General features: G+C 63.4%; 19 protein-coding genes. 12 read left to right on the plus strand and 7 right to left on the minus strand.

Annotated features, from left to right (window positions below; genetic code table 11):
- Window positions 1-6 precede the first annotated feature (6 nt).
- Together CSC66_RS08870 and crcB are read left to right on the plus strand one after the other, a co-directional pair.
- Entirely contained in the window at window positions 7-3,009 is a 3,003-nt protein-coding gene (locus CSC66_RS08870) for a Tn3 family transposase (protein WP_102947214.1), read from the plus strand.
- A complete protein-coding gene (gene crcB / locus CSC66_RS08875; RefSeq protein WP_102947206.1) occupies window positions 3,006-3,383 on the plus strand; it encodes a fluoride efflux transporter CrcB in 378 nt (125 codons plus the stop codon). The genes CSC66_RS08870 and crcB overlap by 4 nt, the downstream gene beginning before the upstream one ends.
- A gap of 126 nt (window positions 3,384-3,509) precedes the next feature.
- Here the strand turns inward: crcB and CSC66_RS08880 are convergent, their stop codons facing one another.
- Window positions 3,510-4,466: an IS5 family transposase gene (locus CSC66_RS08880; protein WP_162377047.1), complete on the minus strand. Its 957-nt coding sequence runs from the start codon at window positions 4,464-4,466 to the stop codon at window positions 3,510-3,512.
- Between the two features lie 350 nt (window positions 4,467-4,816).
- Here CSC66_RS08880 and CSC66_RS08885 point away from each other — a divergent pair, with 350 nt between their 5' ends.
- From CSC66_RS08885 to CSC66_RS08920, 7 genes are all read left to right on the plus strand, one after another.
- Window positions 4,817-5,956: a glutathione-independent formaldehyde dehydrogenase gene (locus CSC66_RS08885; RefSeq protein ID WP_102947208.1), complete on the plus strand. Its 1,140-nt coding sequence runs from the start codon at window positions 4,817-4,819 to the stop codon at window positions 5,954-5,956.
- Window positions 5,957-6,159: 203 nt separating this feature from the next.
- On the plus strand, window positions 6,160-6,441 hold the full coding sequence (locus tag CSC66_RS08890; protein WP_102947209.1) for a DUF427 domain-containing protein: 282 nt from the start codon (window positions 6,160-6,162) through the stop codon (window positions 6,439-6,441).
- A 555-nt stretch (window positions 6,442-6,996) separates the two neighbouring features.
- Window positions 6,997-7,431, plus strand: a complete 435-nt coding sequence (locus CSC66_RS08895; RefSeq protein WP_162377048.1) for a hypothetical protein — start codon at window positions 6,997-6,999, stop codon at window positions 7,429-7,431.
- Between the two features lie 159 nt (window positions 7,432-7,590).
- Window positions 7,591-8,631: a DNA-binding protein gene (locus tag CSC66_RS08900; protein ID WP_162377049.1), complete on the plus strand. Its 1,041-nt coding sequence runs from the start codon at window positions 7,591-7,593 to the stop codon at window positions 8,629-8,631.
- A 369-nt stretch (window positions 8,632-9,000) separates the two neighbouring features.
- On the plus strand, window positions 9,001-10,296 hold the full coding sequence (locus CSC66_RS08910) for a type II toxin-antitoxin system HipA family toxin (RefSeq protein ID WP_162377050.1): 1,296 nt from the start codon (window positions 9,001-9,003) through the stop codon (window positions 10,294-10,296).
- Window positions 10,274-10,567 (plus strand): helix-turn-helix domain-containing protein, encoded by a 294-nt coding sequence (locus CSC66_RS08915; RefSeq protein ID WP_162377051.1) that lies wholly within the window; start codon window positions 10,274-10,276, stop codon window positions 10,565-10,567. The genes CSC66_RS08910 and CSC66_RS08915 overlap by 23 nt, the downstream gene beginning before the upstream one ends.
- A gap of 6 nt (window positions 10,568-10,573) precedes the next feature.
- Window positions 10,574-10,894: a DUF4326 domain-containing protein gene (locus tag CSC66_RS08920; RefSeq protein ID WP_162377052.1), complete on the plus strand. Its 321-nt coding sequence runs from the start codon at window positions 10,574-10,576 to the stop codon at window positions 10,892-10,894.
- Window positions 10,895-10,957: 63 nt separating this feature from the next.
- On the opposite strand, the gene CSC66_RS08925 is transcribed toward CSC66_RS08920, so the two are convergent.
- Window positions 10,958-11,398 carry an H-NS histone family protein gene (locus CSC66_RS08925; protein WP_162377053.1) on the minus strand — a complete coding sequence of 147 codons (441 nt, stop codon included), beginning with the start codon at window positions 11,396-11,398 and terminating at the stop codon, window positions 10,958-10,960.
- A 211-nt stretch (window positions 11,399-11,609) separates the two neighbouring features.
- On the opposite strand from CSC66_RS08925, the gene CSC66_RS08930 reads away from it, so the two are divergent.
- Window positions 11,610-12,845 carry an ISL3 family transposase gene (locus CSC66_RS08930; RefSeq protein WP_162377054.1) on the plus strand — a complete coding sequence of 412 codons (1,236 nt, stop codon included), beginning with the start codon at window positions 11,610-11,612 and terminating at the stop codon, window positions 12,843-12,845.
- Here the strand turns inward: CSC66_RS08930 and CSC66_RS08935 are convergent.
- The 5 genes from CSC66_RS08935 to CSC66_RS08955 all read right to left on the minus strand — a co-directional run bounded on the left by CSC66_RS08935 (window position 12,824) and on the right by CSC66_RS08955 (window position 15,238).
- On the minus strand, window positions 12,824-13,429 hold the full coding sequence (locus tag CSC66_RS08935; protein ID WP_162377055.1) for a hypothetical protein: 606 nt from the start codon (window positions 13,427-13,429) through the stop codon (window positions 12,824-12,826). The two genes, CSC66_RS08930 and CSC66_RS08935, sit on opposite strands and share 22 nt — an antisense overlap.
- A gap of 56 nt (window positions 13,430-13,485) precedes the next feature.
- Window positions 13,486-13,932, minus strand: coding sequence for a hypothetical protein (locus tag CSC66_RS08940; protein ID WP_162377056.1), 447 nt, complete (start codon window positions 13,930-13,932; stop codon window positions 13,486-13,488).
- A gap of 22 nt (window positions 13,933-13,954) precedes the next feature.
- Window positions 13,955-14,155, minus strand: a complete 201-nt coding sequence (locus tag CSC66_RS08945) for a hypothetical protein (RefSeq protein ID WP_162377057.1) — start codon at window positions 14,153-14,155, stop codon at window positions 13,955-13,957.
- A 302-nt stretch (window positions 14,156-14,457) separates the two neighbouring features.
- On the minus strand, window positions 14,458-14,898 hold the full coding sequence (locus tag CSC66_RS08950; protein ID WP_162377058.1) for a hypothetical protein: 441 nt from the start codon (window positions 14,896-14,898) through the stop codon (window positions 14,458-14,460).
- A gap of 10 nt (window positions 14,899-14,908) precedes the next feature.
- Complete coding sequence (locus CSC66_RS08955; RefSeq protein ID WP_162377059.1) at window positions 14,909-15,238, minus strand: DUF4031 domain-containing protein; 330 nt, start codon at window positions 15,236-15,238, stop codon at window positions 14,909-14,911.
- 116 nt (window positions 15,239-15,354) lie between these two features.
- Here CSC66_RS08955 and CSC66_RS08960 point away from each other — a divergent pair, with 116 nt between their 5' ends.
- Window positions 15,355-16,596 (plus strand): site-specific DNA-methyltransferase, encoded by a 1,242-nt coding sequence (locus tag CSC66_RS08960; protein ID WP_238394348.1) that lies wholly within the window; start codon window positions 15,355-15,357, stop codon window positions 16,594-16,596.
- A complete protein-coding gene (locus CSC66_RS08965) occupies window positions 16,593-19,610 on the plus strand; it encodes a hypothetical protein (RefSeq protein ID WP_162377061.1) in 3,018 nt (1,005 codons plus the stop codon). Before CSC66_RS08960 ends, CSC66_RS08965 begins: the two co-directional genes overlap by 4 nt.
- Window positions 19,611-19,625: the final 15 nt, after the last annotated feature.

Raw genomic sequence — 19,625 nt, forward strand, 5'->3', positions numbered from 1 at the left:
CTGCGCATGACGACGCTGCACGAAACCGCCTACCCACGCCTCAAGCCCGATCCCACCGCCAAAGAACTGCAGGACATCTACACGCCCAGCGAGGCGGAACTTCAGTGCGTCCGAAGCATCACCAGCGGCCCGGCCACGCGTCTGGCCCTGTTGCTGCATCTGAAGCTGTTTCAGCGGTTGGGTTATTTCACGACACTGGACGAGGTGCCCCAACGCATCGCGCAGCACGTCGCCCAGGCCGTGGGGATGCGGCGCGTACCGGCCGACCGGTTGGCGAGCTACGACACGTCCGGTGGCAAGCGTGGGCACCTGGCCCAGCTGCGGGCGTTCCTCAATGTCCGCCCGCTCGATAGCGCCGGGCGTGACTGGCTTGGCACGGTTGCTGAAACGGCGGCTCAGACCAAACACATCGTGCCCGACATCGTGAACGTGATGCTCGAAGAGCTGGTGCACCACCGCTTTGAGCTGCCGGCGTTCAGCACGCTCGAACGTCTCGCGATCGCCGCCCGCGAACAGGTCCACGACGCGCACTACCGCCAGATTACGGACGCGCTGACGCCGGCGATGCGGGCGCTGATCGACGAGCTGCTGCTGACGCCGCCGGGCAGCCATCACAGCGGCTGGCACGCGCTCAAGCGCGAGCCCAAGCGGCCGACCAACAAGGAAGTGCGCCATTACCTGCAGCACATCCAGCGCCTGCGTACCTTGGCCGAGCAACTGCCGCCGATTGATGTCTCGGTGCCCAAGCTCAAGCAATTCCGCGCGATGGCCCGCGCGCTCGATGCCAGCGAACTGGCCGAACTGGTCCCGGTCAAGCGCTATGCGCTGGCCGCGATCTTCATCCGTTCGCAGTACCGCAAGACGCTCGACGATGCGGCCGACCTGTTCATCCGGCTGATTCAGAACCTGGAGAACACCGCGCAGCAGAAGCTGATCGCCTACCAGCTCGAACACAGCAAGCGCGCCGACGCGCTGATCGGCCAGCTCCGGGAGATCCTGCAGGCCTACCAGGTCGAGGGCACCGATACCCAGCGCGTGGATGCGATCGAGGGCGTGCTGGTCGCCGACATCAGCCTGCTGATGGCCGAATGCGATGAGCACATGGCCTACGCCGGCCGCAACTACCTGCCGTTCCTGCTGGCGCCGTACGGGACATTGCGCCCGCTGCTGTTCAACTGTCTGGAGATCATGGGCCTGCGGGCCGCCAGCCAGGATCCCAGCATGGAGCACATGATCGGCGCCGTACTCGCGCTGCGCAGCCAGCGTCGCGAGGCGGTCGACGCGGCCGGGCTGGGGCTGGAGGTGACCACCGACCTGACTTGGCTGTCGGCCGCCTGGCGAAAGCACGTGCTGCCCAAGGCCTTGGCTGCTGCCAGCCCCGGCTGGATCCACCGCAAGTATTTCGAGCTGGCGGTGCTGGCGCAGGTCAAGGACGAACTCAAATCCGGCGACTTGTACATCCCGCACGGCGAGCGCTACGACGACTACCGCGAGCAGCTGGTCGACGAGGCGACGTTCGCGCAGGAGCTGGACGCCTACGGCGAGGTATCGGGGATCGCCACCGACGCGGCCGACTTTGTGCAGGGCTTGCGCACCGAGCTGACGACATTGGCCGATGCCGTCGATGCCCGGTTTCCGGACAACCTGCACGCCAGCGTGGTCGACGGGCGATTGGTGCTCAGGCGCCTGCAGGGCGCCCAGGTAACGCAGGCGATCGCCGCGGTGGATAGCGCGATCACTGAACGCCTGCCACCGACCAGCATCGTCGATGTCCTGGTTGACACCACCCGCTGGCTGGATCTGCACGTGCACTTCCGTCCGATCGCCGGCACCGACGCGCGGGTCGACGATCTGCTGCGGCGGGTGATCACCACGCTGTTCTGCTACGGCTGCAATCTTGGGCCGACCCAGACCGCGCGCTCGGTCAAGGGTTTCAGCCGGCGTCAGATCTCCTGGTTGAACCTGAAATACGTCACCGACGAGACCCTCGACAAGGCGATCGTCGAGGTGATCAACCTGTACAACAAGTTCGAGCTGCCCGGTTATTGGGGCAGCGGCAAGAGCGCCTCGGCCGACGGCACCAAGTGGAGCGTGTACGAGCAGAACCTGTTGTCGGAGTACCACATCCGGTACGGCGGCTATGGCGGCATCGGCTATTACCACGTGTCCGACAAGTACATCGCGTTGTTCAGCCACTTCATTCCGTGCGGCGTGCACGAGGCGGTCTACATCCTCGACGGGCTGCTGGCCAACCGCTCCGACATCCAGCCCGACACGGTGCACGGCGACACCCAGGCGCAGAGCTTCCCGGTGTTCGGGCTGGCGCATCTGCTAGGCATCAACCTGATGCCTCGCATCCGCAACATCAAGGATCTGGTGTTCTCCCGGCCGGAGCCGGGGCGGACGTACGAGAACATCCAGGCACTGTTCGGCGACAGCATCGACTGGAAGCTGATCGAGACCCACCTGCACGACATGCTGCGGGTCGCGATTTCCATCAAAGTGGGCAAGATCACCGCCTCGACCATCCTGCGCCGGCTCGGCACCTACAGCCGGAAGAACAAGCTGTACTGGGCGTTTCGCGAACTGGGCAAGGCCGTGCGCACGTTGTTCCTGCTGCGCTACATCGACGATGTCGAAGTGCGCAAAACCATCCACGCCGCCACCAACAAAAGCGAGGAGTTCAACGGCTTCGTCAAATGGGCGTTCTTCGGCGGCGAGGGCATCATTGCCGAGAACGTCCAGCACGAGCAGCGCAAGATCGTGCGTTACAACCAGCTGGTGGCCAACCTGGTCATCCTGCACAACGTGGAGCAGATGACCCGGGTGCTGGCGGAGCTGCGGCAAGATGGCGCTAACATCAGCCCGGAAGTGCTTGCTGGGTTGTCGCCATACCGGACCAGCCACATCAACCGGTTCGGCGACTACACGCTGGACCTCAAGCGCGAAGTCGAGCCGATCGATTTCTCCAGGCGCATTCTTGAGTTCACGGCAGGTCACACAGCATGAAAGCCATCCTGCTCGTGGGTCTCGGAGGGTTCATTGGCGCGGTCGCTCGCTACAAGCTTGGCGGCGTCGTCCTACACCTGACCGCACAAGAGCGCTTTCCGTACAGCACGTTCGCCGTCAACGTGCTGGGATGTCTCGTTGTGGGCATTCTTGCCGGCCTCGCCGAGCGGTTCGAGCTGTTTGGCCCAAGCACAAGATTGTTCCTCTTCACCGGCCTACTCGGCGGGTTTACCACGTTTTCTGCATTCGGCCTTGAAGCAACCCACCTGTTGCGGCGTGGCGAGCTGTGGGTTGCCGTGCTGTACGCGGGCGCAAGTGTTGTACTCGGCATCGCCGCAGTCTGGCTGGGCATTAAGGCAACGCTGATCAAGTAGCTGCACAGCGATTGCACTGATCAAGATGAATTCGATGAAGCGATTTTTGTCCCTACATGGACTTTTGTAGCTTGAACCTTGCAGCGGTCGGGGATTTTCACCCCCATCGCTGCCCACCAAGGGCATCTATCCCGCCACACGGGCACGCGCCAAGTACAGGTTGGCCAGCCCCAACACCACGAAGCTGCGATTGGCATTCTTCTCCAGCCCTCGGTAGCGCACCTTGCTGAAGCCCCACAGCCGCTTCACCACCGCGAACACGTGTTCCACCCGTGCCCGGATTCTGGACTTGTTGCGGTTGCGCTCGGCTTCATCCACTTCGCCGCCCTTGCGCACCCGCTGGTTGCTGAAGTCCTTGGCATGCGGCGCATGCTCGCCAATCAGGGCCTTCTGGCTGGCATAGGCACTGTCGCCATAGACCCGCCGCTCCTCCCCGTGCAGCAGGTCCTCCAGCAAGTGCTTGTCGTGTACGTTGGCTGCGGTCACCGCCGCGCTGTGCGCCAGCCCCGTGCGGCTGTCCACGCCAATGTGCAGCTTCATCCCGTAATACCACTGCTGGCCTTTGCGCGTCTGGTGCATGTCAGGATCGCGGGCCTTGTCGGCGTTCTTGGTCGAACTCGGTGCTGCGATTATCGTGGCATCCACGATCGTGCCGGTGCCCACCTTCAGGCCGCGGTCCTCAAGCACGTCTCCCACTTGGGCGAACAACGCTGCGCCCAACTCGTGGTGCTCCAGCAAGCGGCGGAACTTCAGCAGCGTGGTGGCGTCGGGCACCCGCTCGCGGCCCAGGTCGATCCCCACGAACCGCCGCAGCGCCGGACTATCGAGCAGTGCTTCCTCGCATGCCTGGTCGGCCAGGTTGAACCAGTGCTGCACGAAATACATCCGCAGCATCCGCTCCAGCCCCACCGGCGGACGACCGTTGCCAGGCTTGGGGTAGTGCGGCTCGATCACCGCGCACAGCGCCGACCACGGCACGATCTGCTCCATCGCCGAAAGAAACACATCCCGGCGCGTGGGCCGACGGTACTGCTCGAACCCAACTTCCTGATCCGCCGCCATCGCCAAGGTCTGCTGCTTCATCGCTCGATTCCCGCTATCCAATACATGAGACTATTTTCTCAGGTTTTTGAGACTTGATCAGCGTTGCCTTAGACAAATTCGCGGCACCTGGCGTTACTTGCGGAGCGGTTGCCTCATGAATCCAGCAGGCGTTTCAGGTCAATCGATGGCGCTTCAGTGGCAAGCACGATTGTCGGTCATCGAGAAAAACCCCCAGGGCCGGACGAAGCCGGTTTCACCCACGGATCACATCGTCTTGCCGCGATGCATACGCGCCGATCGCTAAGCTCGCTTCAACACCCTTACCGCACAACAACAACGCTGCGACAGCGCGTCGGCACCCGGCGTCACTCTCGCTCAAGGAATTCCCCATGAAAGCCCTCGTCTATAACGGCCCGCGAGATGTCAGCGTGGTCGATGTCCCCGATGCGAAAGTCGAAAAATCCACCGATGCCCTGGTGCGCATCACCACCACCAATATCTGCGGCTCCGATCTGCACATGTACGAAGGTCGCACCGACATGCAGGCCGGGCGCATCCTCGGCCACGAGAACCTGGGCGAGGTGATCGAAGTCGGCGATGCGGTGGATCGGGTCAAGGTCGGCGACCGCGTGTGCCTGCCCTTCAACATCGGCTGTGGTTTCTGCGCCAACTGCGAACGCGGCAAGACTGGGTATTGCCTGACGGTGAACCCGGGCAACGCCGGCGGCGCCTACGGATTCGCCGGCATGGGACCGTACGAAGGTGGCCAGGCCGAGTATCTGCGCGTGCCGTATGCCGACTTCAACTGCCTGGTGTTGCCGCCGGATGCGCAGGAGAAGGAGAACGACTACGTGATGCTTTCCGATATCTTTCCCACCGGTTATCACGCCACCGAACTGGCCGGCGTGCAGCCTGGCGAAACGGTGGTGATCTACGGCGCCGGGCCAGTGGGACTGATGGCGGCGTATTCGGCGATGATCAAGGGCGCCAGCAAGGTCATGGTGGTCGACATGCAGAAGGACCGCCTGGCACTGGCCGAAAAAATCGGTGCAATCGCGATCCACGACGTGGAAGGCAGCGGCGTCGAGCAGGTGCTCGAACTCACAGAAGGCAACGGCGCCGATCGCGGCTGCGAATGCGTCGGTTATCAATGTTTCAACTGCAAGGGCCATGAAGTGCCCAACCTGACCATGAACAACCTGGTCAAGACGGTGAAGCCGACCGGCGGGATAGGCGTCGTGGGCGTGTTCATTCCCGAGGACCCGGGTGCCGAGGACAAGCTGGCCAAGCAAGGCCACCTGGCTTTCAACTTCGGTGAGTTCTGGTTCAAGGGCCAGCAGATCCGCACCGGCCAGGCCAACGTCAAGGCGTACAACCGCCAACTCTGCAACCTGATCCAGGCAGGCAAGGCCAAGCCTTCATTCCTGATCTCGCATGAGTTGCCACTGGCGCAGGCGCCCGAGGGTTACAAACGTTTCGATGCGCGCGAAGACGGCTGGACCAAGGTGGTTTTGAAGCCCGGTGGCTGAGTGCGGGCAATCACTAGCTTCACAAACCTGCCTGCAGTCAGATTTTCCTGTGGGAGCGACGTCAGTCGCGATGAGGCATTACCGGTAAAGCTTCATCGCGACTGACGTCGCTCTCACAGGACCAGCAGGTCGGAAGAGGCTGTATGTCCGTTTCTTTTTGTCGACGCGCATACTGGCCGGCACCCTCACTGCAGGTTCCCCCAATGAAACAAGCCATCTGGAACGACACCACCCTGGCCAGCAGCGACGCTACGGTCGTAGTCGAAAACAACCACTATTTCCCCTTGGCGTCGCTCCCGCGCGAATACTTCCGCGAATCCAGCCACACTACGGTATGTCCGTGGAAAGGCACAGCGCACTACTACGACGTGGTGGTCGGAGATGCGGTCAACGCCAATGCGGCCTGGTACTACCCGGAGCCGAAGGACGCCGCCAAACAGATTCGCGGGCATGTTGCGTTCTGGAAGGGTGTGCAGGGGACGTAGAAGGGGCGTCGCTTCGTACGCAGCGGCCACCCTGCTTTTGTGGGAGCGACGTGAGTCGTGATGAAGCTTTACCGGTAATGCCTCATCGCGACTCACGTCGCTCCCACAGTAGTTGCACCAACCATTGCCGCCGCACGAGGACGCCGCAGCTTCGCGATCGCGACGAGCTTTGACGAGGTTGGCTCGCACGTCATCGATGGCCAAACCCCGCGTGGGATCGGCTTTGAGTGCGTCGTAGGCCACGGCGACCTCGGTGCGCAGCCAATGCTCGCACTCAGCAGCGAGAGGGGGATAGCGGTCGCGCTCCATGCCTCACTCTAGGCGTCGGCTCTGGGAGCAGCATAGCAACCCGGGGCTTGCAGTGGCACAGTCGTCGCTGGAAACTTTAACCATGCCAATGACTTAACTCGCTTTTAGCTGTTTTTTACACGAATCCCTGCCGACCCTCCACACTTCGATGCACTGCACCTCCATCAATTGGAGGCTGCGCCGCGTGCGGCCGCGAGCGCGGAGGCCAAGGCCAAGTTGCTCGGCACCGTTCCGGCTGATCCAGCCGTGCCCGCCCTGCTCAAGAAGGCCAGCAAAGCGGCAAGACCCGGCAAGCGGATCCGTCTGATCCTCGAAGCCGCGTCGACCTGGGCGGCGCCGGCGATGGCTATGGCCGCCTGCAGGCGTGGATGCTCGCATTGCTGCACCCTGCCCTCGATCGCCATCACCTCGGCGGAAGCTCGGCTGCTGGCCAGCGTTACAGGCCAGGCGATGGAGCTTCCCGCTGGTGCGGTTCCCGTCCAGGCCTTGGTCACGGATCCGGGGGCGGCCGCGGCGGCTACCGCACTGGCCTTCGAGAGGGCTGGCAGGGAATCGTTACAAAAACAGCCATTCGTGCGCTATCTAATTGAACTTAAACGCGATAGCCAGATTCCTGACCCGCCTTCATTCGCACACGTGACTTGTCTAGCCCGGACAGAGCATTCGTTCCTGGCCGTGTAACGCATTCCAATGCTGAATCGAGCTTCTGGCGCAGTCAGGCGTGATAAACCTTAATTATCCCGTCTTAATTTATCGCCTAATTCATGGCCGTCTCCAAGCTTGATTGGTATGTAATTACGTGATATGTAATACATTACGAAATCATCCGAGGGGACGGCCATGGCCCGTGGCGGGTTGTACAAGAGCGACGTGCAGAAGGCTCGCGATGCGCTGCGGGCGCAGGGCAAGCACCCGTCGGTGGACGCGGTGCGGGTGGCGCTGGGCAACACCGGCTCCAAGACCACCATCCACCGCTACCTGAAAGAGCTGGAAGAAGAGGAAGGGCAAGGCCTGGGCGCCAAGGTAGCGGTCAGCGACGCGCTACAGGATCTGGTCGGCCGGCTCGCCGGGCGCCTGCACGAAGAGGCCGAGGCCGTCGTCGCCGAGGCCCGGCAGCGCTTCGAGGCGCAGCTGCAAGAGCGCGGCCAGGCGCTGGAGCGCGCCCAGCAAGAATCGGCCGCCCTGAGTGCACAGCTCCAGCGCGCTGAAACCGCGTTGCATGAGGAAAAGACCGCGCGCGCCGCCACTCAGCAGGCGCTGGCCGAACGGATGACGGAGGTCGCGCAGCTCGGCGAACGCATCGCCGGCCTGACCACCCGCCTGGCCGAGCACGAGAGCCACGTGCAGTCGCTGGAGCAGAAGCACCAGCACGCCCGCGAGGCGCTGGAGCACTACCGGACGTCGGTCAAGGAGCAGCGCGAGCAGGAGCAGCGCCGGCATGAGCACCAGGTGCAGGAACTGCAGGTCGCGCTGCGACAGGCCAATGAGGCGTTGACCGCCAAGAACCACGAGTTGGTGCAGCTCAACCGCGACAATGGGCAGTGGCTAGAGCGCCACAGTCGGCTGGAGCGGGAGCTGGCGCAGGTCCGGCATGGCGCGGACGATCAGCGGAAGGAACTGGACGCGCTGCGGCTCACGGCTACCGAGCACCAGGCCCTGCAGACGCGCTGGGCGCAAGATACCCAGACCCTCGAAGCCGTACGGACGGAGTTGGCCAGCGCTCGCGCCGATCTAACGAAGGAGCGGGAACGTCGCGAACAGGCCGAAGCCGACGCACTGCGGGCTAGTGTGCGCCTGGACACGTTGGAGCAGTTGCTGGCGCAATTACGACCCGATCACGTGGATAGTTCGGACGCGCGAAAAAATCCGGCAACTCAATGATTCAAAAGACGAAATCAGACTCTATGGGGTATTTTTACACGTATCTCGGCTGAACCCCTCTTCGACGCGCCCTGCCCCTTCCTGGTCGACCATGAGTGCTCGGTCTACGAGCACCGGCCAATCGTCTGCCGCACGCACGCGAGCATGGCCGACACCGCGTTGTTGTGCGAACGGGTGCCGGGTCACCCGCTGGATGTCCCTTATCTGGATAGCCGAATGATCTGGGGTGCGGCCCTGATGCTGCAGGCAGATGAGGTCCTGGCTGACATCAGGCAATTCTTCCCGACACCGGACAGTAGGCTAGTAAAGTAGCCTTTCCGGGTGAGGTAGCGGGTTGAATGGGATATTTTAATAGCCTATTCTAGGGCTATGGACAGTCAAATCGAGATCCACTTGGATGGGGAGTGGCGCGCCGCTGGCACGCTGAGCGTGTTCGAGCGCACCGCACGCTTCGAGTACCTGCCCGAGTACGTCTTCGGACACCCCGCCCCGCCGCCAGTTGCGCTCAGCCTGCCGGTGAGCATGAGCATCGAGCGCGCCGGCCTGCGGCAGCGCAAGACGCCCCTGGCCTTCCTCTGGGACCTGGTGCCGCAGGGTCGTGGCCGCCAGCACTTGGCCAACCTGCTCGATGTGTCGGACCAGGATCCTGACTTGGATCTGTTCTTGGCCCAGCACGGCGCCTTCGCGCCGATCGGGCGCTTGCGCCTGTCCACCGCAGTTGCGTTCTACGAAAAGCAGACTGCGGGTATTGCAGCGCTCGGCTTCACGATCGAGGACATGATCCAGCGCACGGGCGAATTCCTCGACCAGCTGGCCGTGCACGGCATGTTGGCCGCCGGCACCCCGGGCGTGCAGGGCGTCGCGCCCAAGTTCCTGCTCACTCAGGACGCGGACGGGCGCTGGTTCCCGGACGCAGCGTTGCCAGACGAGCGTGCGCGCCAGCACTGGCTGGTGAAGCTGCCGCGAGGCCGAGCGCCTGAGGATCTGATGATCCTGCGGCACGAAGCGATCTACCTGCAGGTCGCCGCGGCGAGCGGTCTGCGATCGATCCAGGCTCCTCGTTTCAACGAAGGGATGCTGTTCCTGCCGCGTTTCGATCGCGAGCTGGCCAATGGGCGCGTCGAGCGCGTGCACCAGGAAACCGTTGCATCGCTGATGGGTGCGGCCGGATTCGGGCGCACGGGAGATCTGTTCGAGATAACGGAGCGGCTGGCCAGCGTGACGACCAGCCCGGAGGTTGAGGTGGGCGAATTTCTTTGCCGCGATGTGCTCAATCGAGCCCTGCGCAACACCGACAACCACATGCGCAACACGTCGGTGCAGCAGCTGACGGACGGCACAGTGCAGCTGGCGCCACTGTACGACTTCGGGCCGATGTTCAAGGATCCGGAGCTGATCAACCGCACGTGCAACTGGTCTGGTCTCAACGGCGGGAGCGCCAAGGACTGGGGTGAAATTCTTGAAAGACTCAAGCTCGACGACGGGATCAAACACGCTGCCGCCGAACGACTGCACGCATTCGGTGAGCAGCAGCTGCCAAAGCTGGAGGGGCTGCTGCGGGACCACGACGCTGACCAGGAAATCATCGACGCCTGCCTGCGAGAGATCGAGCACCAGGCGCGCCAGCTATCGGAGATAGGTAATGGCAACTGCCCGAAGCCGTGACCGGGACCTGGTTCGCCAGAAGCGGGAGCAACTGGATACCGCCATTGCTCGCGGCGAGCTGAGTGTGCCAGAGGCGGTCAAGCGGATGCGCGAGATCAGCGGACTGACGCAGGAGCAATTCGCAAAGCACCGCGGCATGTCCCTGCTCACGCTGAAGAAGATCGAATCCGGGAAGGGTAACCCCACCTTGGATACGTTGGAAAAGATCGGCCGCATCTTCGGCTACAGGATCGGCTTTATCGCGAAGCGCGACGAATCCACTTCGGAGTAGCAGGTCATGCCCCCTCGCGTCTTCAACCGCCACCACAAGGACGCCCCCGCCGGCGCGGTGTACATCGGCCGGGGCACGCCGTGGGGCAATCCATTCGGTATCGTCCCAGGGGTGACGCGCCAGGACGCCGTGAAGCGCTTCCTGCAGCGCGTCGAGGCAGATCCCGACTACCAGGCAAGGATCCGCCAACAGCTCGCCGGTCGCGACCTGGTCTGCTCCTGTGCGCCTCGCCTATGCCATGGCGACGTGCTGCTCGCCGTGGCCAACAACCTGCCGCTGCCGCAGATCGAGGAGCCAGACCCGGCTCCGCAGCCGTCGCTGTTCTAAGCCCGGTACGCAGGGGTGACAGACTGGCACTCCTGACAACGGCGTCGGCCGTGCTGCGCCAGGTTATCGAGCAGCCTTCACGACCCTGCGCTTGCCATCGGGCTTGTGCTTAGTGGGGGTGGGCTTGGCCACGCCTGGCACCAGGAAGTCAGCCCTGCTGCGGCCGCGCTTGGTCAGGGCGCTGAGCCAGCGGGGCATCGATCCGCGTCCGGTCCAAGTCTCATCCGGGTTTTCAGGATTGCGGTACTTGGCCGGGAGCTTGGTCCGCGCCTTCGCTTTCCGGCGCCGCCGGCGCTTCGGGCCCGCCACCGCGTCTGCCGTCGCGATCCCGAACAGCTCCTCCATCGTGTAGCCAGCCTGGGCGGCCTCGATCACGATAATGGCCCTGACCTGGGATGCGGGCTTCCGTTGCAGGAGTTCAGCCTTTCGCTTCTCAGCTCGGCGAATAAGCCTTGCAAGCTCGACGTAGGTCAGGTTGCTGAGTTCAGCATCATAGGCCGGCATGCGTGCTCAACTCCTCGAAGTAGTTGGAATAGAGATCGGCATGGAGGCGGAGAACCCAGCTGCGACTCTTCCGTGAAATAAGCGCCGCGACTGCTGTGTTCAAGAAATACGTGTAGTCCTTCGCATCGAGCTTTTGACGCTCCGGTTGGATATTGAGCCTCTTTTCAATTTCGAGTGGGTAAGCTGGACCTGAGCAGGTACGGGATCGGGTATGACTGACAAGCTGTTTGAGGCTGCCTTGGGGGTCTCTCCGCCGTGGCAGGTGACGGGCGCGGACTTCGATTTGGCGGCCAAGACGCTCACCATCCGGGTGGACTTCATCGCCGGCAGCCGCTTCGCGCTGGCTGGCGTGGAGGGCCAGCATCCGGTTCACGACACCGTCGCCAAGCGTTACCGGCACCTGAACTTCTTCCAGCACGAGTGCTTCCTGGAAGTGCGTATCCCCCGGGTAAAGCTGCCCGATGGCAGCGTCCGCCAGGTCGATCCGCCGTGGGCCGGCAAGCTCTCGGGCTTCACGCTGCTGTTCGAAGCCCTGGTGCTGCTGCTGTGCCAGCAGATGACCTTTGCCGCGGCGGCGCGCCTGGTGGGCGTGAGCCGTCACCGTGTCGCCGCGCTCTGCGAGCGCTACGTGGAGCTCGCCCTGGCGCAAACGGACCTGTCCGCGGTGCGCGAGCTGGCCATCGACGAGACGTCGCGGGCTCGCGGGCATGATTACATCACGCTCGCCGCAGACGCCACTGAGCGACGCGTGATCGCCGTGGCGGAGGGCCGCGGCGCCGACTCGATCGCCCAGCTGACAACCGAGCTGCAAAGCCGTCACTGCCCTGCGGAGCAGATCACGTCCGTCAGCATCGACATGTCGCCAGCGTTCATCAGGGGCTGCGCCGAGCACCTGCCCAACGCGCGCGTCACCTTCGACAAGTTCCACGTCATCGGGCACGCCAATGCGGCCGTGGACAGGATGCGCCGCATCGAGCAGCGCAGCGACAAGTCCCTCAAGGGGATGCGCTGGTCGCTGCTGAAGAACCGCGCCAGCCTCAAGCCCGAGGCTGCCGCCGATCTGGATGCCCTGATCGCCAGGATGGCCACTGTGCGCACCGCGCGCGCCTGGGTCTACAAGGAGCAGCTGCGCCAGATCCTCGCGCGCAAGCAGATCAACGTGGCACGCGACATGCTCAAGCACTGGTGCACCTGCGTCATGCGTTCCAAGGTCGAACCCATGAAGGAGGTCGCCGCCATGGTCCGTCGCCACCTCGAGGGCATCGTCGCCTGGGCCCAGACCCGCCAGACCAACGGCTTCCTCGAAGCGCTCAACGGCCTGTTTCAGTCCGCCAAGCGCCGCGCTCGCGGCTTCACCCGCTTCACCACTATCAGAACCGTCATCTTCCTGATCGCCGGCAAGCTCGACTTCGCAGTGATCAACCCTCATGCCCGGCAACCCACTTGAAATTCAACAGAGCCGATATTGAAGAATGAGTCGCGCCAGGTGTCGCTGACATACTCGCCATGTCGTTGGATCAAAACAATGGAGAAGTCGCTGCGCCACGCCTGGAAACCAATAATGTGTGGGTCTCGTCGCTTGTGGGCCTCCTTCACCGCGCTCTTCTTGCTGGGAACGAACTCAGCGCAAAACTTTAGATCGCCGTTGGTGGCGGCCATATACGAATCTTCCGCTGTCTTCGGCGTCGAGGGCAGAAATAAGTATGGCCCGACGGCATCGCTGTAATCCCCGCCCGTATGGTCCCGTTCGACGTGAAGGAGCTTTCGTAGCCGAGTGATCTCTTCGGTCTGTAGCGCCGCGGAGCTTCCATCGAGAAAGCGCTTCAGCGCGACCGCGCTGACGCCGATGTCCTCGGCAACGGTGGGGAGAGATTCTGGCCACGCGGCCAGCAGCGCCGCAAAATCAAAATCATCGCCTCTGTACCCTGGCGGGTACGTCGGCTTCGCCGACATCACGTCGCGGAATAACTCTTCTTCACTAGCCGTGCGTGGAATAAGAACCGGTTCTGGAGCTACGCCTTGCCTGCTCACACGTACCTCCGCTGGGAAGAGACATGGACACGGGTGGGTTCAGTAACCTACAGCACCTATTTGCAGGCGCTATGGTATACCGGTCCCGCCCCGAACACCACCAGTGCCATGTAGTCGCTGTCCGGATCTCGGCGCTTCAACATCGAGCCTTCGACCAGTTTGAACAGTCCGAACGCGCCATTGGGGTATACCAAGGCCGCCTCGATCTGGTTGGCTTCGGATTTGAACATGTCCTGCAGCTGCACGCTCGAAGCGAACGCCAGCGGCTTGGGTTCCTTCTTCCATGCTCCCTGCCTGAGGAATGACACGTAGTGGGCGCCGGCTTCCTCTTCGATCCTGATGTCCGCCTTACCCTCTTTCTTGGTGGCATAGCAGCCGGCCATGGCGTCAGCAGACGCCGTACGCGCGACCTCAGTGCCTTCCTGGCCAGCAGAATCCGCGGCGCCACCGCATCCGGTGAGCCCAACAGCGAGCACCAGCACGGCGTACTTCATCGACTTCATGTTTCACTCCAGTGGTTGAGTTCTAGCGAGATTGGCGCAGGGCCGTGGCGTACTGCAGATGCGTAGCGAGGCCGGTCCGGACACGGCGCTCGAACACGTTGCACGCACCAGGATCGAGATGGTCGACGATGTCAGTGTCGGGGAGGTAGACGGCATAGCCACCCGACAGGGTCTTCTCGATCCGCATGGGTGTGCCGGACTGGATCCAGCCGTCCTCACGCATGGATGCATCGGTGACGGTGTTGGGCGCGCGTAGGCGTACGGTGGTAACAGGCACGAAGCAACCGGAAGTCGTGCGAATACCTGGTTCCCCCTGCTCGCATGGGCGCGTATCGGGGAGCACGTCCAACACGCGGGCGTGATCCAACACCTTGTCCAAGCGCGTTGACGCGCAATGGCTGTGCCCTTGGGAGAGCCGCAGCGTGCCGATCGCGTCGTTGTGCGACTCATAGGCGGTACCGCATCCGGTCAGAAGAAGGCCTGTACAGATGCCGATGAGGGCCCTCGCGCGCCTGCCAAGTCGTGTCATTGAGCGGAGCACAACCACTGCGAGACCGGAATGATCCCGTGGAGATGGCGATCGCCGGCAGCATACCGGTAGATCCCGCCAAACACCTGGTAGGTGGGACCTCCACCGTAGGTTACGGCGGAGAGTTCGACCAGGTCGCCAAAAGCTCCCAGCAGGACATGATCATCAGGAATGGAAACACGGATGTTGTAGCGCCACCGGTTGTATGGGAGCGGAGCTCGCACGCTAAGCACTCCCTCATAGTCTCTGCCGCGACCGTCGGTAATCACCACCTGGCGAGATGGTTCTGCATGGATTGCGAACGCCTTTAGCTCGTACGGGGCGCCCTTCGCTGCAGGATTCACGCATTTGAGCGTGCTCGCCGATGCAGCTTGGACCAACTGCATAGCAGCGAGAGCCACCAGGCCTGCGCCGATCACTGACCACTTCAACGTCATCCGTCTTGCCTCACATCGTTCGTTGTTTGTTGATTTCGTCGAGCGCGGCCAGCGCAGGCGCTATCAGCGCTTCCCGGCGTTGTCTCCATATTTCCACTGCCTGATGCGCGTCCACTTCCTGGGCGCCACAGAACACCGCCATGCGGCGTTTGCTCTCGACCAGGTCGTAGTGCGGTGCACGGCCCTTGTTCTGGAACCACGCCCTTTTCAGTCCGATCCGCTCGGCCATTGCGTGGAGCTCAGCCAGATCCACGCTGTCGCTGAACATGTGGCAGCTGGCAACTTTGCGGCCGTGCATCTCCCAACCCCAGCTCCTCATCTCGTCCACGTAGACGGTCATGTCCGGTTCTCATCAGCGAAGCGCTTGACACCGCGCGGCGTGTCGATAGTATAACCATAGTCAAACCATACGACACAATACACAGCATGGCGAAGGCTACCTCCACGCTCCCCCAGATGGACCTTTTCCAGCGGGCTGTCTGCGAGGTCTACAGCGAGGCGGGCGAATCGCCTGTGGCCAATGACGCCCTCTATGCGGCCGTCCAGAGCAAGCTGGGACTGAGCGATGCCGCGATGGCCGAGCGCACCCCCATTGGGCGTGCCGGCGCCCCCCGGAGCCTGATCAAACGCAAGATTCGGTGGGCCCAGCAGAGCGCTCGCGCCCTAGGCCTAGTGGAGCGCACGGGCACCCGGGGTGAGTGGCGCCTGCGTCGTCGCACGGGGGACATGGGTCAGGTTGCCGGCGCCGGCACGGCTCTGCTGGCCTTCAGCACCAAACTCGGTTTGGCGATCTGGGCACGGTGCGAATCAGTGTTCCCGCACCTGCGGGAGCAGATTGCGTGCTGTTTGACCTCGCCCCCATACCTACTCGCGCGTCAGCGGGCTTATGCAGGCCCAGGCACCGAGCAGGAGTACATCGAGTTCATCGTCCGGGCTCTGGAACCGGTGGTGCGGCAGCTTCTGCCCGGCGGATCGATCGCCCTGAACATCACCAACGACGCCTTCGAGTCGGGGATGCCGACCCGCAGCCTGTACCGGGAGCGCCTGGTGCTGGCGCTGTGTAGCGAGCTCGGCTTGCACAAGGCCGATGAGCTGGTGTGGCATAAGATTTCCGCGGCTCCTGGACCCTACCAGTGGGCTTCGCGTACCCGACAGCAGCTCAATGCCGCATACGAGCCGATCTACATTTTCACGCCCGACCCGAAGGCATGGTTCGCCGACAACAGGCGGGTGCTCGAACCGCACACCCCGGCGCAGAAGCGCCTGATCGCCCGCGGTGGCGAGGCGCGCAGCGGGGTGTTCAGCGATGGTGCTTATCGCGTCAAGCCCGGCAGCTTCGGCAACCCGACAGTGGGGCGCATCCCGCGAAACGTGTGGTCCGTCGGACACCGCGATCGAGCCTCGATTGCCATGAACGCCTTCGCCAAAGCCAACGGCCTTCAGCCGCACGGAGCTCCGATGCCCTACGTGATCGCCGAGCGGCTGGTCCGATACCTGACGCGGGTGGACGACCTGGTCGTGGACCTGTTCGGCGGGCGGCTCACGACGGCTGCAGCCGCTGAGGCCAACGGCCGGCGCTGGCTTGTTACCGAGCAAATCTGGGATCACTTGGTCAGCGGCGCCACCCGCTTCGGCAAGGCGATCGCCAATGGCGAAAGCAACATCCAGGTCGATACCAACGGGAGCGTGATGCTGTGAGTCAGGACCTGGTCCTCAGCAAGGTGGAGCATGGCTCGGTCGAACGGATCGTGCGCTTCGACGACCCGCGCCCGGGCACGTACTGGCGGGTCAAGAAGAAGGTGGTGGCCAAGAAGGAACGCCAGTGCAACGCGTATGACCTGGACAAGGGCCTGGTCCTCCTGCTGCGTTCAGTGGTCCTGGCCGAAGGTGAGCCGCACACCTACGTGCTCGCGCCGCATCCGTCGTGGCCCGAAGACGAGCAGGGAACGCAGGAGTTCCATGCGGATGTCTTCCACAAATACTTCGAGCCGGAACCCAACGGGGCCAAGGTGCGGGAAGCGGAGCTGAAGGATCTGGGCGAGCGCATGGCCGAAACGCAGCGGCTGCTTATGCAGCCGCCGCCGGATGCAGTCCCGGTGGCCCTGCTGGCCCACGACCCGGTCCAGCAGGTGGGCGTGCCGGGTCAGGCCCTGGCCACGCCCGACCTGATCAACCAGATCCAGCTCCACGTCGCCCGTGTGGAATCCAATGCAAAGGCGCTGGCCGAATGGACTGGCCAACATTCAGCGACGTTGAGCGAACAAGCTACCGAGCTCGCCAAATTCCACACCGAACGCGCGCAGGTCTCTCTCGCGCTCGCGCAGGCGCAGCAGGAGGGCGTGCAGGGCGCCCTGCGCACTGTGGAGAACCTGAAGATCTACTGCGGCGAGGGAATCTCGATCACCCAGCTGCGCGACGGCGAGCCGGCCGAGCGCGGTGAGCGCCTGCACGTCTACCAGGAATTGCTCTCTTTCGACGAAGAAACGCTCATCCACCTGGACCAGGGCGGCGCAGATCACACCCACGTCGACGAGCTGGCCGAAGTCCTGCGCGACGAAGCCCTCGTGTCACGAATGCTTCCCGCGCCGCTGAGCATGGTGCTCGTGCGCTTCCGCGCCGGCTACAAGGAGTTCATCAAGACTACCGACCCGAGCATGGCCGCGCAGATGGCGACGGCCAAGTACAACGCGGAAATGACGGCCGAGTCCAGGCGGGCGCGGTTGCTTTTGCGCGACGGCGGCCGGCTCTACCTGCTCGAATCGGAGGATGTGTTCGACGGCCTCACCCAGCTGATGCCCAACAGCGCGTCGCTGACCGGCATGCTGGCCAAGACGGACTACCTTGGCCGCGAAGTCGGGGTGCTCTCGCGCGAGGACATGGAGTACGCCGAAGCGTGGCAGAAGCAGATGGGGGCGCTGGATCGTTTTGCGAAGGTCCTGGTCTGTCTGTGGGGCCTGCGCGACACGAAGGGCCTGTTGGCCGACAGCGCAATTCCGCTCTTCAGCAACTGGCTCGACCCCGCGTTCCAGGACGCCTTCATGACGCTGGTCGACCAGAGCAGCATGCTCGGCGTTCAGCGCCCCTTGTACGCCAACTGGCGCGACACTCACAACGCCTACCTCGCCCCGGGGGCCACGGTTGCAGTGCTGCGCAGGAAGTGCATGCGGCAGGAATTCATTCCTGGTGCGTATGCGACCCAGCCGCGGTATGACCAGTACCAGAGGAAATCGGTCTACGACAAGTTCTACAAAGTCCAGCCCGACACCCCCGAGGTGATGTTCGCCCGGGTGCAGCGCGATCGCCGGGGATGCTATGTCGAGGTCCCGCTGGTCTACGACGGGCACCGCGATGTGCAACGCGAGGCGCGTAAAGGCAAGCTGTACCTGCACGGCGGAGCCCTGCAGCACACGCTGGTCGTCGATCGCGTACGAGCGAGCGACCTGACGTACTACCTCCAATCGCGCCAGGCGCGTGTCGACTATGCGGAGTACATCGAGCTTTTCCAGGCGGCACGGACCTGGGTCCGTGATCGCGACACAATCGAGGGGCCCTATCGGGATCAGCTGCAGGCGGCTGTAGTGGCCGCCCAGATCCCGCACGACATCGACGCACTGCAGGACGCCATCACCGATGCCCTGGCCGTCGCGCGGACGGCCCGTCGCGACCAGGCCATCCCGACGCCCGGGACGCCAGCGTTCAGGAGCTACTTCAAGGCCGCGCTCGATGTCTTGCACGCCCTGCTGGCGGGCAGTGCCGATCGCGTGGCCGCAATCGAAGCATGGTCGGGCCAGAACGATCGGCTACCCCTGCGCCTGGTGCTCAGCGGCAAGGACGCGTGGGGCTTGTACTGCGTCCCCACAGCCGACGAGCACGATTCGCGCCTGGGCAGCGCCGTGCACGCCACCTACCTGTCGGTGAGCTTCGGAAGCGGCGGCCTGCAGGTGTTGGCCAGCGATCGCCGCCTCCTGATGGCCAACGCCGGCGAGCAGGTGGTTCACGACTGGGATTGGTCCGAGGAGCGGGCCGTTCCGTGGGAGGTTGAGTGGCACGGCGTCGATCGCGCTCGCAAGCACAGGGTGCAGCTGGGTGCGAAGGGCTGGCTGTGGGATGGGCCGCGCCGGCACGAAAATCAAAGCTGGTTCGAGCGCATGCCTTACGCCGCTGGCGTCCAAGCGCTTGATCTATGCAAGTCGCAGTCGGCCTGGTTCGAGTCCGAGCTGAGCTTGGACGAGCTGACGGCCCAAGCCATTCACTGGATGAATACGCAGAGCAAGAAGACGGTCAGTCGCCTCTCCTTGAGGGTCGCGATCGGCACTGTGCTGATGAAAGGCAAGCCGCGTGTCCTGACGGCGACGACCGACGCGATCTTCTATGTCTGCGCCAATGGAAACCACGAGCAGCGTGAGGCGTTGCGCGGGGCGATCGAGGGCATTTACAGCAACCCGGCCAGCCACCTGGAGGCCATCAAGGCTCCCGAGGTCCGCTGGCGTGTTCGCAGTCTCGACCTGATCGATGCTCACCTGGCCCGTAGCCATGTTCATTTCGGCACCGCCACGAATGCCAGCTTCTGCGAGCACGACAAGGACTACATCAAGGATCCCGGCGCCAGCGTGGAGCAGAACCGCAAGCGCGAGGTGGAAGTCACTTCGCTGACTCCGCTTGGCGCCCGGCTGGTGCCGTGGCTCGCAACTCGCACGCGCGCCGCTGCTTGATCGACCATAGGAAGA

The organism is Pseudoxanthomonas kaohsiungensis, from assembly GCF_010211765.1.
Taxonomy (GTDB): Bacteria; Pseudomonadota; Gammaproteobacteria; order Xanthomonadales; family Xanthomonadaceae; genus Pseudoxanthomonas; species Pseudoxanthomonas kaohsiungensis.